This is a genomic window from Mesorhizobium shangrilense (assembly GCF_028826155.1).
Classification (GTDB): domain Bacteria; phylum Pseudomonadota; class Alphaproteobacteria; order Rhizobiales; family Rhizobiaceae; genus Arvimicrobium; species Arvimicrobium flavum.
Window position 1 is genome coordinate 16407 of the sequence record NZ_JAQGPN010000001.1, and the last position, 15459, is coordinate 31865.

Sequence of the window (15459 nt, forward strand, 5' to 3'; positions counted from 1 at the left end):
CCCCCGTTTCCCCGGATCACAGTTCGTCCGAATTGGAGACGCACAATGAGCCGCAAACAGACGATCGTCGATCTGGAGAAGAAGTTCTGGGATACGATGATTTCGAAGGACGTAGGCGCCGCAACCGGGATGATGGCCAAGAATAGCATCATCATCGGCCCGCAGGGTATCTCCGAGATTTCACGCAGTGATTTCGCCAAATTGATGGAAGAGAGCAAATGGACGCTCGATTCCTATGACTTCAGCGACGTCCAGGTCCTGTTTCCTACCGAAGACACCGCCGTCATCGGCTACAGGGTGAAGCAGAAGGGTACAATGGACGGCAAGCCCTATTCCATGGAAGCCGCCGACGCCAGCACATGGACCCGGGACGGCGAGTCCTGGCACTGCGCGCTGCATACCGAAACGATGGTGGGAAAACCGTCGGGAACGACGGCCCGATGACCGGCTCCAACGCATCGGCATGAAACAAAACGGGCGCGGCTTGCGCCACGCCCGTCAATGTCAGCTCATGAAGAATGCCGCTTATGCCGCATCTTCAGCGTCGGACTTCTTGTCCCTGGGGATTTCCTTGCCGGTCGCCTGATCGACGACCTTCATGGAGAGGCGGACCTTGCCGCGCTCATCGAAGCCCATCAGCTTGACCCAGACCTTCTGGCCTTCCTTGACGACGTCCGTGGTCTTCTGGACGCGGTCGTTGGCAAGCTGCGAGATGTGGACGAGGCCGTCGCGCGGGCCGAAGAAGTTGACGAAGGCGCCGAAGTCGGCGGTCTTGACCACCGTGCCCTCGTAGATCTCGCCGACTTCCGGCTCGGCCACGATGGTGTGGATCCACTTCTTCGCCGCCTCGATCTCCTTGCCGTTCGACGAAGCGATCTTCACCGTGCCGTCGTCCTCGATGTTGATCTTGGCGCCGGTCTTCTCGACGATCTCGCGGATCACCTTGCCGCCAGAGCCGATCACGTCGCGGATCTTGTCGGTCGGGATGTGCATGACCTCGATGCGCGGCGCGAACTCGCCGAGCTGGCCACGGCTCTCGGAGAGCGCCTTCGCCATTTCGCCGAGGATATGCACACGGCCGCCCTTCGCCTGATCAAGCGCGATACGCATGATCTCTTCGGTGATGCCGGCGATCTTGATGTCCATCTGCAGCGATGTGATGCCACGATCGGTGCCGGCCACCTTGAAGTCCATGTCGCCGAGATGGTCCTCGTCGCCGAGGATGTCGGAGAGCACCGCGAAGCGCTCGCCTTCCTTGATCAGGCCCATGGCAATGCCGGCCACCGGCTTGGCCAGCGGCACGCCGGCGTCCATCAGGGCCAGCGAGGTGCCGCACACGGTCGCCATCGAGGACGAGCCGTTCGACTCGGTGATCTCGGAGACGACGCGCAGCGTGTAGGGGAACTGCTCCGCCGCCGGCAGCATCGGGTGGACGGCGCGCCATGCAAGCTTGCCGTGGCCGATCTCACGACGTCCCGGGGAACCCATGCGGCCGGTCTCACCGACCGAGTAGGGCGGGAAGTTGTAGTGCAGCAGGAAGGTTTCCTTGCGCGTGCCGGTCAGCTCGTCGATGAACTGCTCGTCCTCGCCGGTGCCCAGCGTGGCGACCACGATCGCCTGGGTCTCGCCGCGGGTGAACAGCGCCGAGCCGTGCGTGCGCGGCAGGATGCCGACTTCCGACACGATCGGACGGACCGTCTTGAGGTCGCGTCCGTCGATGCGGCTGCCGGTGTCCAGGATGTTCCAGCGGACGATCTTGGCCTGCAGTTCCTTGAAGACCGTGGCGACCTGTTCCGGCGACCACTTTGGCTCGTCCTCGCCCTCGGCGGCGAAAGCAGCCTTCACCTTGGCCTTGGCAGCGTCGACCGCGGCGTAGCGATCCTGCTTGTCGGTGATCTTGTAGGCGGCCCTCAGGTCTGCCTCGGCGAGGCCCAGCATCTCCTTCTCGAGTTCGTCGAAGGTCGGCGAAGTGAAATCGCGCGGGTCCTTGGCGGCGACCTCGGCCAGCTTGATGATGGCGTCAATGACCGGCTGGAAGCTCTTGTGGCCGAACATGACCGCGCCGAGCATGACGTCTTCGGCCAGTTCCTGGGCCTCGGACTCGACCATCAGCACGGCGTCCGAGGTGCCGGCGACGACGAGGTCGAGCTTCGATTCCGGCATCTCGTCGAGGTGCGGATTGAGCTTGTACTCGCCGTTGATGTAGCCGACGCGGGCGCCGCCGATCGGGCCCATGAAGGGCACGCCGGAAAGCGTCAGCGCAGCCGAAGTGGCGACGATCGACAGGATGTCCGGATCGTTTTCCAGATCATGCTGAACGACGGTGACGACGACCTGCGTGTCGTTCTTGTAGCCGTCGACGAAGAGCGGGCGGATAGGACGGTCGATGAGACGGGAAACCAGGGTCTCCTTCTCGCTCGGGCGGCCTTCTCGCTTGAAGTAGCCGCCCGGGATCTTGCCGGCGGCGTAGGTCTTTTCCTGGTAGTTGACGGTCAGCGGGAAGAAGTCGAAGCCGGGCTTCGGCTCCTTCGCGGAGACGACGGTGGCGAGCACGACGGTCTCGCCATAGGTGGCGAGGACGGCGCCGTCAGCCTGACGCGCGATCTTGCCGGTCTCGAGGATGAGCGGACGCCCGCCCCATTCGATTTCCACTTTGTGGTGATTGAACATCTCTTGTCCTTCATATGCGGGGAGCGCGCCGCCATTCTCAGAAATGGCGCGTTCCGCTTTCCTGGCTCCAGTTCGGACGAGCCACGGGCAAGACAACGGGAAGCTTGGGCCTCACCGGCACATCGGCGTGTTTGCCAAGCGTCCTGCAATCCTGCCCCATGACCAATCCATGGGCCGTTCCGGGAATAACCCTCCATCCCGGTACGGGCGGGCCCTCCGGAGAGCGGCCCGAATGCGCGGACGCTGGGCGATCCGAGGATGCCCAGCGTCCAGTTTTCTTAGCGGCGCAGGCCAAGCTTCTCGATCAGCGTCGAGTAGCGGGCCTCGTCCTTGCCCTTCAGGTAGTCGAGCAGCCGGCGGCGCTGGGAGACGAGAGCGAGCAGGCCACGACGGGAGTGGTTGTCCTTCTTGTGGCCCTTGAAGTGCTCGGTCAGGTTCTTGATGCGCTCCGAGAGGATCGCAACCTGGACTTCCGGCGAACCGGTGTCGCCCTTGGCGGTCGCAAACTCGGCCATCAGCGCCTGCTTGCGCTCTACAGTGATCGACATCGTACACTTCCTTTCTGATATTCTAGGAATTCGGGACGCCCACAGCCGGGATGTCGTCCAGCAGGGGCCGATGGACATTGCGCGAACCGCGTAATGCTGCGGCGCATATAGGCGAAATGTGGCGAAAACGCCAGATCAATTCTGACTCGCCCCAGGATAGCCTGAACGGGGCGGTTCACCTCTCTTCCTGATGCTTGTCCGTCGGTCGGATATTCGCGACCGGGAAAGTGAAACGTGCCTCCAGGCCGTCGGGATGCAGATGCCGCTCGACCTTGGCGCCGAGCCCACCGGGGAGCATCCGCTCGATGATTTGGGTGCCGAACCCCTTCCGGCTCGAGCGCTGTTTCAGATCGGGAACGTGCTCTCTCCATACGAGCTCCAGCTCGTCGCCATGGAGGGACCACGTCACCGACAGGCGGCCGGACTGCTGCGAGAACGCGCCGTACTTGGCGGCGTTCGTCGCCATCTCGTGGATTGCCAGACCAAGCGTCTGCGCTGCCTGCAGGGAGAGCCGGAAGTGCGGTCCGGAAATCTGCAGCCGGGTATCCTCGGCAGGCCGGAACGGCTCGATTTGCACCGTGATGAGCTCCCGCAGCTCCACACCGGCGACGCTGCCGGCGATGAGCAGGTCGGTCGAACGGGCGAGGCCCATCAGCCGCTGCTGGAAACGCTCGCTGAACTCGGCCACGCTTTCGGCATTGCGCGCGCTCTGGTTGGCGATCGATGACACGACCGTGAGCTGGTTCTTTGAGCGGTGCGCGACCTCCCGCATGAGGAAGCGAATCTCGTTCTCCGCCGCCCGGCGCTGTGCCGCAGCGTCGGCCATCGCCGCGGAAACGGTCGTCAACTCCCTGACCGGATACGACATCGCCGCTACTTCTTCCCCCGCGCCAAGCCGATGGGCGTCGCGCGCCAGACGGCGGACCGATTTGGATATCTGCCTGCCGAACAGCCAGGCGGCGAGGCCGCCGACCGCGATCATGGCAAGGCCGCCGAGCATCAGCAGCCGCAGGGTGCGCTCCAGCGGACGCTCGATGGCGTCGCGCTCCGCCCACAGGATGACCTTCCAGCCGCTGAGTTCCGACGCCTTGGCGACGAGCTCGTAGTCCTTGCCGTCCAGGTCTATCGACCGCCGCACCGGCCCGACCGCGCTTGCCTCCTCGCCCAGGAAGAATGGCTTGCCGACATCCGCGGACATGAGGCTGGAAGCCAGCACCGTGCCGTTATTGTCGACGATCACCGCGTTCCAACCGCCGCGCAGGTTCTCCACGGTCAGCGCACTAGAAAGGGCCTCGGCATCCTGCGTCAGCAGAAGCAACAGGGAGTCGCCCTCGGGCTGAACCCGTGGAAGTATGATGTTGAACACCCATCGGTTGGCGACACGGCCGAGAAAGCCATCAGAGATGGTGGGCAAGCCTGTCTTCAGCGCGTGCTCTGCCGGCTCCGGATCAGAGATCTTGCCCAGAGGGGCTCCGAACGCGCGGCGCGTGTTCAGGAGCTGGTTCAGGTCCCCATCTGCGACGATGACATAGGACGCCGTTCCAGCCAGCGCCTGCTGCGCGCCGACGTAGAAGCGGCGTAGATCGCCCTCGTTCAACGAACTCGAGGTCGAGAGGCTGCGAAGCGCGGTGATCATGCCCTGAAGCTGGCTGTCCACCGTTTGCACCGCGGCGCCCGCCGCAGCTTCAGCCAGGGTGGCGACGACATCCGCCTGCGCACGATTGTTGCGGTCGAGCAGGAACACGGAAAGGAGCAGCGGCGGCAAAAGGGCGGCGGCGATCAGCAGCCCGAGCAGCACGCTGATCGAAAGGGATCCGGTGGATTTGCGGAGCGGAGCGGCCATTTGTGCGCCATGCACGGTGTCGGGCGCGCCGGAGTTGAACTTTTTCAGCAATTCGGCAGAAACCTTTGTCGCGTCGCAACGATCAAGCGTAAGCGTCTACAGCCATTTTTTCCAGCGGAAGTAGAGCACGAGGATCAAGGCGATAATGAGCATCAGGCCGAGCGCCATCGGATAGCCGAAATCCGCCCTGAGCTCGGGCATGTTCCATGGCGACGCTTCGGAATCGAAGTTCATCCCCCATATACCGGCCAGGAATGTGAGCGGGATGAAGATGGTCGATATGAGGGTCAGCAGATTGATGACCTCGCTGGTTTTGGCCTGGCTGAGCGACAGGTGCATGTCGATCAGCCCCGTCAGCACGTCGCGGTAGGTTTCCACCATGTCCAGCAGGCGCGTCGTGTGGTCCAGCGTGTCGTTGATGTAGGTCCTCGTTTCGGCGCTCACATAGGGGGCGTCCGAACGCAGCAGCGCGGCAACGGCGTCGTGCAGGGGCCCGAGCGCGCGCTTGGCCGCGATCATGTTGCGTCGCAGTTCATGCATCTGGCGCGTCTGATGTTTCTGCGGCGCGTCGAGCATCTCGTCCTCGATCCGCTCGATCTTGTCCCCCGTCGCCTCCAGCGCCGGGAAATAGCTGTCCACGAGGGCGTCGATCAGCGCATAGGCCAGGTAGTCGGCCGAGCGGGTCCGCAGCCGGTTCGACTGCGACGACTCGATCCGTTTGCGCACCGGGCTGAACGGATCGCCCTGGCGTTCCTGGAAGGTGACGACGAACTTGCGGTTGAAGTAGACTGCAACCTGCTCATAGCGGTTCGTGGCGACGTCATCGATCATCGACAGAACCACGAAGGCGTGATCGTCGAAGAAGTCGACCTTCGGCCGCTGGCCAGTGTTCACCGTATCCTCCAGCGCCAGAGGATGCAGGCCGAAGATTGCGCCAATTTCGGCGACGAGGCCGACATCCGCGAGCCCCGCGCAGTCCAGCCAGATCACCGGCCAAGCGTCGCACAGCCTGCGGACCTCGGTTAGTGAGGCGTCCGCGACAGCCTCAAAGCCGTCCGGCGAGATGCCGGTGATGCTGAGAATCGGCGGCCTGGCGTTCGGATCCGCCACAAGGGTGCCGGGCGAAGCGCCTACGGGGGATCGTTTGGCCTTCCTGCGAGGCCTTTTCCTCTCACCTTCCGGCTTCGACCCCGCCATGCAGCCCCTTTACACGGTGAACACTCGTTTCGGCTTGAACATACCGGCTTCTATGGCCCCGATGGCAACCAGTTTTCCGCGCACCGTGGCACAGGCTTCCTCGGCTTCGAGGGGGGCGTCGCGGCCGCGCACGATCACCGAATTACCGAGCCTGATCTTCTGGGCAGCCTCGTCGGTGAGTGCTACCTGGGGCAGGCAGTCGAGGGCCTCGACGGTGTCGAGCAGCAGGCTGTCGAGGGCGGAGAAGTCGCGGTAGGCCGGCTTGGGCTGACCCTCTTCCGGTGCGGCCGCCTCGGCCGGCCGCGCCGCCTCCAGTTCCGCGATGGTGACGAAATCCTCCTCCGCGAACGGATCGACTTCGGTCCGGCGCAGGCTGGCGATATGGCCAAAACAGCCCAGGTCGCGCCCCATGTCGCGGGCCAGCGAGCGCACATAGGTGCCCTTGCCGCACTCTATTTCGAACACCGAATGTCCCTCGGGCTTCGTCTCCAGGAGTTCGAGGCGGGCGATCTCCACTTCGCGCGGCGGAATGTCCACCGTCCCGCCCTCGCGCGCCAGATCGTAGGCCCGCTCGCCGGCGATCTTGATGGCGGAAAACTGCGGCGGGATCTGCATGATAACGCCGGTGTACTTCGGCAGCAGCGCGCGGATCTCATCCTCCGTCGGCCGCTTTTCCGATGTCTTCGTCACCGGGCCTTCGAGGTCGTCGGTAGAACGCTCCTCGCCCCAGGCGACGCTGAATCGGTAGACCTTGGCGCCGTCTTGGACATAGGGGACGGTCTTCGTCGCCTCGCCCAGCGCGATCGGCAGCATTCCCGACGCCAGTGGATCGAGCGTGCCGGCGTGGCCCGCCTTATCGGCATTGAACAGCCACTTGATCTTCGAGACGGCTTCGGTCGAACCCATGCCGACCGGCTTGTCCAACACGACCCAGCCGGAAACCGGCCGGCCCTTCTTCTTGCGGGGACGGGACATCTATTCCTTGTCTTCTTTATCGCTGTCCAGATCGCGCGCCACTTCGGGCGAGCGTAGCAGATCGTCGATCTTCGCCATGTTGTCGTAGCTGGTGTCCAGGCGGAAACGGACCTCCGGCATGTACTTCATCTGTCGAAGCGCGGGCGACATGCGGCCGCGGATGAAGCGCGCGTTGCGGTTCAGCGCCTCGATGACCCTCGCATCCTCACGCGCGCCGAGCGGCGCAACGAAAGCCGTGGCGATCTTCAGGTCGGGCGACATGCGCACCTCCGAGACTGAGATCACGGTCGTCTCGATGAGATCGTCGCGAACCTCTCCGCGCTGAAGGAGATCGGCGAGTGCGTGGCGCACCTGCTCGCCGACGCGGAGCTGGCGCTGGGAGGGGCCGGAACTTGTGGATTTCGACATCTATCAAGCCAAAAAAGGGTGCACGGCTGCATGCGCTTTCGCCCCTCGGGCAAAACGCGGGCAACCGGATGATGAAGGCGCTTTCGGCGGATGAAATCTCCGCCTCCAACCGCCTGGCTCGTCTCCCCTCCCCGGTTGGGGAAAGGAGATCGCGACCGCCTTACAGCGTCCGCGTGATCATCTCGACGCGGTAGCACTCGATGATGTCGCCCTGTCGGATGTCCTCGTAGTTCTGGAAGGCCATGCCGCATTCCTGGCCGACCGGCACCTCGGAGACTTCGTCCTTGAACCGCTTCAGCGTCTTCAGGGTGCCCTCGTGGATGACGACGTTGTCGCGGATCAGGCGGACGCCTGCGCCACGCTCCACCCGGCCCTCGGTGACACGGCAGCCCGCGACCTTGCCGACCTTGGTGATGTGGAAGACCTCGAGGATCTCGGCATTGCCGAGGAAGGTCTCGCGGCGTTCCGGCGACAGAAGGCCCGACATCGCCGCCTTCACATCGTCCACGAGGCTGTAGATGATGTTGTAGTAGCGGATCTCGATGCCCGCCTGCTCGGCCGCTTGACGAGCCTGCGCATTGGCGCGGACGTTGAAGCCGATGATCGAGGCCCCGGACGTCTCGGCCAGCGTGACGTCGCTTTCCGTGATGGCGCCTGCGCCGGCATGGACGATACGCGCGCGCACCTCGTCGGTGCCGAGCTTGTCCAAGGCCGTGACGATCGCTTCGATCGAACCCTGCACGTCGCCCTTGATGATCAGCGGGAACTCCTTGAGGCCGCTGGTCTGCAACTGCGACATCATCTGCTCGAGCGAACCACGCTGGCCGGCGTGCTTGGCGACGGCCTTGTCACGCGCCAGACGCTGACGGTACTCGGTGATCTCGCGGGCGCGCGCCTCGTTGTTGACGACAGCGAAGCGGTCGCCGGCCTGCGGCGTGCCCTGAAGGCCCAGCACCTCGACCGGCATCGCGGGCGGGGCTTCTTCCACGTGCCCGCCGCGGTCGTTGACCAGCGCGCGGACACGGCCCCACTCGTTGCCGGCAACGATGATATCGCCGGGCATCAGCGTGCCGGTCTGGACCAGCACGGTCGCGACCGGGCCACGACCCTTGTCGAGCTTGGCCTCGATGACGACGCCTTCCGAGGTACGTTCCGGATTGGCCTTGAGATCGAGTAGCTCGGCCTGCAGCAGGATCGCTTCCAGCAGCTTGTCGATGCCGGCGCCGGTCTTGGCGGAAACCTCGACGTCGAGCACCTCGCCGCCCATCGATTCCACGAACACCTCGTGCTGCAGAAGCTGCGTGCGCACCTTCTGCGGATCGGCCTCGTGCTTGTCGACCTTGTTGATCGCCACGATGATCGGTACGCCGGCCGCCTTGGCATGGCTGATGGACTCGATCGTCTGCGGCATCACGCTGTCGTCGGCCGCGACGACCAGCACGGCAATGTCGGTCGCCTGCGCGCCGCGAGCGCGCATCGCCGTGAAGGCGGCGTGGCCCGGCGTGTCGATGAAGGTGATCTTCTGGCCGTTCTTCTCCACCTGGTAGGCGCCGATGTGCTGGGTGATGCCACCGGCTTCGCCGGACTGCACATTGGCGTTGCGGATGGCGTCGAGCAGCGAGGTCTTGCCGTGGTCGACGTGACCCATGATGGTGACGACCGGCGGACGCGACTCGAGATCCTCCGGACGATCGGGGATGTTGAAGAGGCCTTCCTCGATGTCCGACTCGGCGACGCGCTTGACCGTGTGCCCGAAGTCGGAGGCCACCAGCTCGGCGGTATCGGCGTCGATCACGTCGCCCGGCTTCAGGATCTGGCCCTGCTTCATGAAGAACTTCACGATATCCACGGCGCGTTCCGACATGCGGTTCGCGAGATCCTGGATGGTGATGGTCTCGGGGATGGTCACCTCGCGCACGATCTTCTCGCGCTGCTCCTGGTACATGGCGCGCTTGAACTTTTCCTGACGGCGACGCATCGCCGACAGCGAGCGCCCACGCGCATCGTCCTCGGAAGAGGTCGCCGAGCTCAGCGTCAGCTTACCCTGGCGGCGATCGGCTTCACCCTTGGCGCGCGTCGGGCGCGCGAGTTCGGGCTTGACCAGACGCTTGATCGGAGCGGGAGCGGAAACGCCGCGCGGCGCGGGACGTTTTTCCTCCGCCTCGTCGGCTTCGGGAGCCGGTCGGGTGTCGAGCTGCGGGGCGCGGCGGCGCGCCTCTTCCTCGGCGCGGCGGCGCGATTCCGCTTCCGCCTGGATGCGGGCTTCTTCTTCGGCCTGACGGCGAGCCGAATCCTCGCGCTCGCGCTGGCGAAGCTCGTCCTCGGCCGCCCGGCGCTTGGCGTCCTCGGCCGCGCGCGTACGTTCCTCCATCTCGCGTGCCTTGGAGCCCTCCAGCGCGCGACGACGGGCGTCCATCTCCTCCGTGGAGAGTTCATTCAGCACCATGCCGGAGCGGTCGGGCTGCGGGCGCGGCGTCTCGCGCGGCTGGACCTGCGGCTGCGGCTGAGGCGTCTTGGGCTTGAACGCGGTCACAACCTGCACGGGCTCGCGCTTGACGGTGCCCGGCACCTCGAACTTGCGCTTCTTCGTCTCCACGACGACGGAATTCGTGCGTCCGTGCGAGAAATTCTGACGGATCGTGCCCTGCTCCGGGCGCTTGAGGGTGAGCGTCGTCTTCTTGTTGACGCTCAAGGTCTTGTCGTCACCTGACTTCGTGTCACTCATTCCATGTCCTCTGCGGCAACATCAACTTCGGCAACTGCCGCAAACGCTGATCGTGTGTCCGGAGATCCGCCCCGGTACCGGTCGAGCGCAACCATGCGCTTCAACGCAGCCTTTCCCGCGTCGCCCGCGAGAAGCGCTGCATGTATCACATTTGTGCCCCCTAATGCCAAACCCAATTCCGCTTCGGAAAAAAGTTTGTAGGCGGGTATGTCAGGGCCACCAAGGTGTACCGTGGCGCGGCGCGCCTGCGATATCTTCCTGCAGCCGTCTTCGGCGGCCTCTTGCGCATGGAGCACGGCAACGGCCTTGCCGCCGCGCACGGCGGCTTCGGTCTTCGCCGCGCCAAGCGACACGGCGCCAGCCTTGCGGGCAAGCCCCAGCGCACCAAGCGCCGATTTCGCCAGGAGGCGGTCCACCATCCCTGCGAGATCGGCAGGCACGGTGACGTCGGCCTTGAACGCTCGCGCAAACAGGCGCTTCTCGGCCGCCTTCTCTATATGGGTGCGATTGGCCGTAACCCAACAGCCACGGCCCGGCAAATTTCGTTTCAGATCGGGGACGACGGCCGAATCCGGCCCGACCACGAACCGGATCAGATCATCCGGCGCGGCCGTGTTCCTGGTGACGATGCAGGTGCGATCGTTCATTTCGTCCAAGCGTGGTCCCCGGCAGTTTCATCTCAGGCGCCGACGGATTCGGCCGATTCTTCGGCTTCAGCGGCGACGTCGTCCTCATTGATCCAGCCCGCCTTGAGGCGCGCAGCGACCACCATCTGCTCGGCATCCGCCCGAGTGACGCCAAAATCGGCCAGCACGCCCGGATAGGTCTTGGTCTCGCCGTCCTTGCGCTCCTTCCAGCCGACGAGATCGTCGACGGCATAGCCGGCGAAGTCCTCGACGGTCTTCACCCCGTCCTCGCCGAGCGCGACCATCATGGCCGTGGTCACGCCGGGGATCTCGCGCAGCTCGTCCTGGACGCCCAGCTTGTTGCGCTTGGCGTCGTGCTCGGCCTCAATCTTGTCCAGATAATCTTTCGCACGCCGCTGGATCTCAACGGCCGTATCTTCGTCGAAGCCGTCAATTGAGGAGATCTCGCCCTGGTCGACATAGGCGACTTCCTCGACGCTCGTGAAGCCTTCCGAGGCGAGCACTTGGCCGACCATCTCGTCGACGTCCAGCGCCGTCATGAACAGGTTCGAGCGCTCCACGAATTCCTTCTGGCGACGCTGCGACTCTTCCTCTTCGGTGAGGATGTCGATGTCCCACCCGGTCAGCTGCGAGGCGAGACGGACGTTCTGTCCGCGCCGGCCGATCGCGAGCGAGAGCTGGTCATCGGGGACGACGACCTCGATGCGCTCCGCATCCTCGTCGAGCACCACCTTGGCGACTTCCGCCGGCTGCAGCGCATTGACGATGAAGGAAGCGGCAGACGGCGACCACGGAATGATGTCGATCTTCTCGCCCTGCAGCTCGGCAACCACCGCCTGCACCCGCGAACCGCGCATGCCGACGCAGGCGCCGACGGGATCGATCGAGCTGTCGCGCGAGATCACGGCGATCTTGGCGCGGCTGCCCGGATCGCGGGCCACCGACTTGATCTCGATGATGCCGTCGTAGATCTCCGGCACTTCCATGTTGAACAGTTTCGCCATGAACTGCGGATGGGTGCGCGACAGGAAGATCTGCGGCCCACGCTGCTCGCGGCGCACGTCGTAGACATAGGCGCGGACGCGATCGCCGTACTTGTAGTTCTCGCGCGGAATGAGCTCGTCGCGGCGGATGATGGCCTCGCCGCGGCCAAGGTCGACGATGACGTTGCCGTACTCGACGCGCTTCACCGTGCCGTTGACGATCTCGCCGATGCGATCCTTGTACTCGTCGTACTGACGATCACGCTCGGCCTCGCGCACTTTCTGCACGATGACCTGCTTGGCCGACTGGGCGGCGATACGGCCGAAATCCATCGGCGGCAGCTGCTCGGCGATGAAGTCGCCCGGCTCGGCGTCCGGATTGCGGCGGCGGGCGTCCTCGATCGAGATCTGCTTGTCGAAATCCTCGACGGTCTCGACGACCTCCATGAGGCGCTGCAGCTTCATCTCGCCGGTGTTCGGATTGATGTCGGCGCGGATGGTCGTCTCCTGGCCGTAACGCGAGCGCGCGGCCTTCTGGATGGCGTCGGCCATCGCGGCGATCACGATGCTCTTGTCGATCGACTTTTCGCGCGCGACCGCATCGGCGATCTGCAGCAGCTCAAGTCTGTTCGCACTGACTGCCATTTTTGTCTCCCTGACAGGTTGCGGACAACGAGATCCGCATATTCAATACTACTCGTCGGCCTCGGCGGGGCCGGCTTCAGCGTCGTCATCCGACGCATCGTCGTCCAATTCGCCGCGCCGCTTCCTGGCTTCCTTGCGCGCCTTGTTGTCCTTCGACAGCGCATCGCGGATCAGGTCGTCGGTCAGTATCAGCCGCGCTTCCGATATCGCCTCGTAAGGCAGGCTGACCGTGGGTTCTTCGCCGTAGGCCGGCTGGTCGCGGGTGAGCTCGACGCCATTTTCGTCGGCGGACGTGATCTTGCCGCGAAACCGCTTGCGGTCGGCGACCATGATCGAAGTCTCGATCTTCGCCAAGTGACCCTGCCACACCGCGAAATCGGATTTCCGGACCAGCGGGCGATCTATACCCGGCGAGGACACTTCCAGATGATACGCCTTTTCGACCGGATCTTCCACGTCGAGGACAGGTGACACCGCCCGGCTGACCTCTTCGCAATCCTCGACGGTCATGGTCCCGTCATTGCGCTCGGCCATGATCTGCAGCGTCAGACCGTTCTGACCGAACAGGCGGACGCGGACGAGGCGGAAACCTATGCCGCGCAGCACCGGCGCGATGATCGCCGCGATACGCGCGTCGACGCCGCTCTCGCGGATGATGCGATCATCGCCTTCGTCGCGTGCCGTCACGTCTTCGGTCATCAAGTCTCCACTGTGGCGCTGCCAGGTAACAAAAAAGAGCGGGACCGGTTGGACCCACTCTTCGTCATACCGACCAAGAATTTGAGGCCGATATAGTCCCAATCCCGGCGGTTTGCAAGGCTTAGACAACGGCGGCGCCTCTATCATGGAGTTTTCGGTCTTTTTCACGACGTTTTCGCCCTAGCCACATCGGCCGAGCGACGCGGCGGGGCCATGCATACCGACATGGCAGCCCTGCAGACAGAGCTCTGGAAGATCGGTGTGCGCTGCACTATCTATGTTGCAGCGCACAATGAGGCACTGGAAAGCAGGAACAATGACTACCCCAAAACGCATCACCCTCAGCGAGGTGCTCGGCATCATCGGCGACGCGGTCGCAACGGCAGCCGCCGTCCGCAACAGACGTCAGCCCGCGGCGCGCCATCTGCGCGGCCTCGGGATCGACCCGGAGCAGTTCCGTCAGATCGGCCGCTAAACACGGCCTGTTCCGCCGCGCATAGCGGCACGCGACGACCGCCTGGCTGACCCGCAAGGGACGCCGGCGGTCGGCCAAAATTCCCTCAGTCGCTATCGCCGGCGATCTGGGCGAGCACCTTGCCCTTGCCGCGATAGCGCAAATACATCGGCAGGAAGACAGCCGTCAGCGCCAGCGCCCAGAGAAACACCGCGATCCAGGAATGGAAGAGCGCCAGCGGGTCGCCCTGGCTGATCTGCAGCGCCTGCCTGAGGCTCTTCTCCGCCATCGGCCCGAGGATGAGGCCCACGACGACCGGCGCGATCGGGTAGTGGAAGCGGCGCAGCAGGTAGCCGAGTATCCCGAACAGCATCAGCAGCCCCAGTCCGAACGAGACCGGCACGCCGAACAGGTGATAGGTCGAGCCGTCGGCGCCGATGGTGCCCAACGTGGCGAACACCAGGATGCCGGCATAGAGCCAGTGCCGCGGGATGGTCAGCAGCTTCACCCACAACCCGATCAGCGGCAGGTTCAGCACGATCAGCATCAGATTGGCGACCAGCAGGCTGGCAATCAGCCCCCACACCAGGGGCGCATTGGTGACGAAGAGCAACGGTCCCGGCTGCAGACCGAACTGCTGGAAGCCTGCCAGCATGATCGCTGCCGTCGCCGTAGTCGGAAGCCCAAGCGTCAGCAGCGGCACCAGTGTGCCGGCGGCAGAGGCATTGTTGGCCGCCTCAGGACCGGCGACGCCTTCGATCGCCCCCTTGCCGAAGTCTTCAGGATGCTTGGAAAAATTCTTCTCAGCGGCATAGGAGAGGAAACTGGAGACGTCGGCCCCGCCCGCCGGCATCGCGCCGATGGGGAAACCGATTGCCGTGCCCCGCAGCCACGGCGCCCACGAACGCCTCCAGTCCTGCCTGCTCATCCAGACCGATCCCTTGACGGATTCGACCTTTTCCTCCGCCATGTGCTTGGCGGCGACGACGGCCAGCGTTTCGCCGATCGCAAATAGCGCCACGGCCAGCGTGGTCACCGAGATACCGTCGAACAGGTTCGGCAGCCCCATCGCGAGGCGGGTCTGGCCGGTCAGCTGGTCGATGCCGATGAGGCCGAGCGCCAATCCGATGAACAGTGAAGTGAGCCCACGCAGGGTCGACTCGCCGAAGGCCGCCGACACCGTCATGAAGGCCAGCAACATCAGCCCGAAATACTCGGCTGGGCCGAAGGAAAGCGCGAACTTGACCACCGAGGGCGCGATGAAGGCCAGGCCCAGGGTCGCCAGCAGGCCGGCGATGAAGGAGCCGATGGCTGCAGTCGCCAGAGCCGGACCGCCGCGGCCCTGGCGGGCCATCTTGTTGCCCTCCAGCGCAGTGACGATCGAAGCGCTCTCGCCCGGCGTGTTGAGCAGGATCGAGGTGGTCGAGCCGCCATACATGCCGCCATAGTAGATGCCGGCGAACATGATCAACGACCCGGCCGGGTCAAGCTTGTAGGTGACCGGCAGAAGCAGCGCGACGGTGAGCGCCGGACCGATGCCCGGCAGCACGCCGACGGCTGTGCCAAGCGTCACGCCGACCAGCGCATAGAAGAGGTTTGACCATTGCATCGCCGTCAGGAGACCCTGACCGAGCAGCTCGAAGGTGTTCATCGGCCTTGCCCTCC

At 64.4% G+C, this 15459-nt stretch carries 13 protein-coding genes; 2 read left to right on the forward strand and 11 right to left on the reverse strand.

The features are described 5' to 3' along the window. Nucleotides 1-45 precede the first annotated feature (45 nt). The gene (locus PD284_RS00090) at nucleotides 46-444 is read left to right on the forward strand and encodes a nuclear transport factor 2 family protein (RefSeq protein ID WP_274626209.1); all 399 of its coding nucleotides are present in this window, start codon (nucleotides 46-48) and stop codon (nucleotides 442-444) included. Between the two features lie 81 nt (nucleotides 445-525). On the opposite strand, the gene pnp is transcribed toward PD284_RS00090, so the two are convergent. The 10 genes from pnp to rimP all read right to left on the reverse strand — a co-directional run bounded on the left by pnp (nucleotide 526) and on the right by rimP (nucleotide 13328). Further along, complete coding sequence (gene pnp, locus PD284_RS00095; RefSeq protein ID WP_274626210.1) at nucleotides 526-2670, reverse strand: polyribonucleotide nucleotidyltransferase; 2145 nt, start codon at nucleotides 2668-2670, stop codon at nucleotides 526-528. 278 nt (nucleotides 2671-2948) lie between these two features. After that, entirely contained in the window at nucleotides 2949-3296 is a 348-nt protein-coding gene (rpsO, locus tag PD284_RS00100; protein ID WP_274626211.1) for a 30S ribosomal protein S15, read from the reverse strand. Between the two features lie 97 nt (nucleotides 3297-3393). Next, nucleotides 3394-5061 carry a sensor histidine kinase gene (locus tag PD284_RS00105; RefSeq protein WP_274626212.1) on the reverse strand — a complete coding sequence of 556 codons (1668 nt, stop codon included), beginning with the start codon at nucleotides 5059-5061 and terminating at the stop codon, nucleotides 3394-3396. A 96-nt stretch (nucleotides 5062-5157) separates the two neighbouring features. Further along, on the reverse strand, nucleotides 5158-6258 hold the full coding sequence (gene corA, locus PD284_RS00110) for a magnesium/cobalt transporter CorA (protein ID WP_274626213.1): 1101 nt from the start codon (nucleotides 6256-6258) through the stop codon (nucleotides 5158-5160). 9 nt (nucleotides 6259-6267) lie between these two features. Next, entirely contained in the window at nucleotides 6268-7233 is a 966-nt protein-coding gene (truB, locus tag PD284_RS00115; RefSeq protein ID WP_274626214.1) for a tRNA pseudouridine(55) synthase TruB, read from the reverse strand. Next, the gene (gene rbfA / locus PD284_RS00120) at nucleotides 7234-7641 is read right to left on the reverse strand and encodes a 30S ribosome-binding factor RbfA (RefSeq protein ID WP_274626215.1); all 408 of its coding nucleotides are present in this window, start codon (nucleotides 7639-7641) and stop codon (nucleotides 7234-7236) included. A gap of 160 nt (nucleotides 7642-7801) precedes the next feature. Continuing rightward, nucleotides 7802-10366, reverse strand: coding sequence for a translation initiation factor IF-2 (infB, locus tag PD284_RS00125; protein ID WP_274626216.1), 2565 nt, complete (start codon nucleotides 10364-10366; stop codon nucleotides 7802-7804). Further along, entirely contained in the window at nucleotides 10363-11013 is a 651-nt protein-coding gene (locus tag PD284_RS00130) for an RNA-binding protein (protein WP_274630490.1), read from the reverse strand. The genes infB and PD284_RS00130 overlap by 4 nt, the downstream gene beginning before the upstream one ends. A gap of 32 nt (nucleotides 11014-11045) precedes the next feature. Next, nucleotides 11046-12641: a transcription termination factor NusA gene (gene nusA / locus PD284_RS00135; protein WP_274626217.1), complete on the reverse strand. Its 1596-nt coding sequence runs from the start codon at nucleotides 12639-12641 to the stop codon at nucleotides 11046-11048. A 48-nt stretch (nucleotides 12642-12689) separates the two neighbouring features. Then, the gene (gene rimP, locus PD284_RS00140; protein ID WP_274630491.1) at nucleotides 12690-13328 is read right to left on the reverse strand and encodes a ribosome maturation factor RimP; all 639 of its coding nucleotides are present in this window, start codon (nucleotides 13326-13328) and stop codon (nucleotides 12690-12692) included. Between the two features lie 328 nt (nucleotides 13329-13656). Here rimP and PD284_RS00145 point away from each other — a divergent pair, with 328 nt between their 5' ends. Beyond that, complete coding sequence (locus tag PD284_RS00145; RefSeq protein WP_274626218.1) at nucleotides 13657-13815, forward strand: hypothetical protein; 159 nt, start codon at nucleotides 13657-13659, stop codon at nucleotides 13813-13815. Nucleotides 13816-13900: 85 nt separating this feature from the next. On the opposite strand, the gene PD284_RS00150 is transcribed toward PD284_RS00145, so the two are convergent. After that, nucleotides 13901-15445, reverse strand: a complete 1545-nt coding sequence (locus PD284_RS00150; RefSeq protein WP_274626219.1) for a tripartite tricarboxylate transporter permease — start codon at nucleotides 15443-15445, stop codon at nucleotides 13901-13903. Nucleotides 15446-15459: the final 14 nt, after the last annotated feature.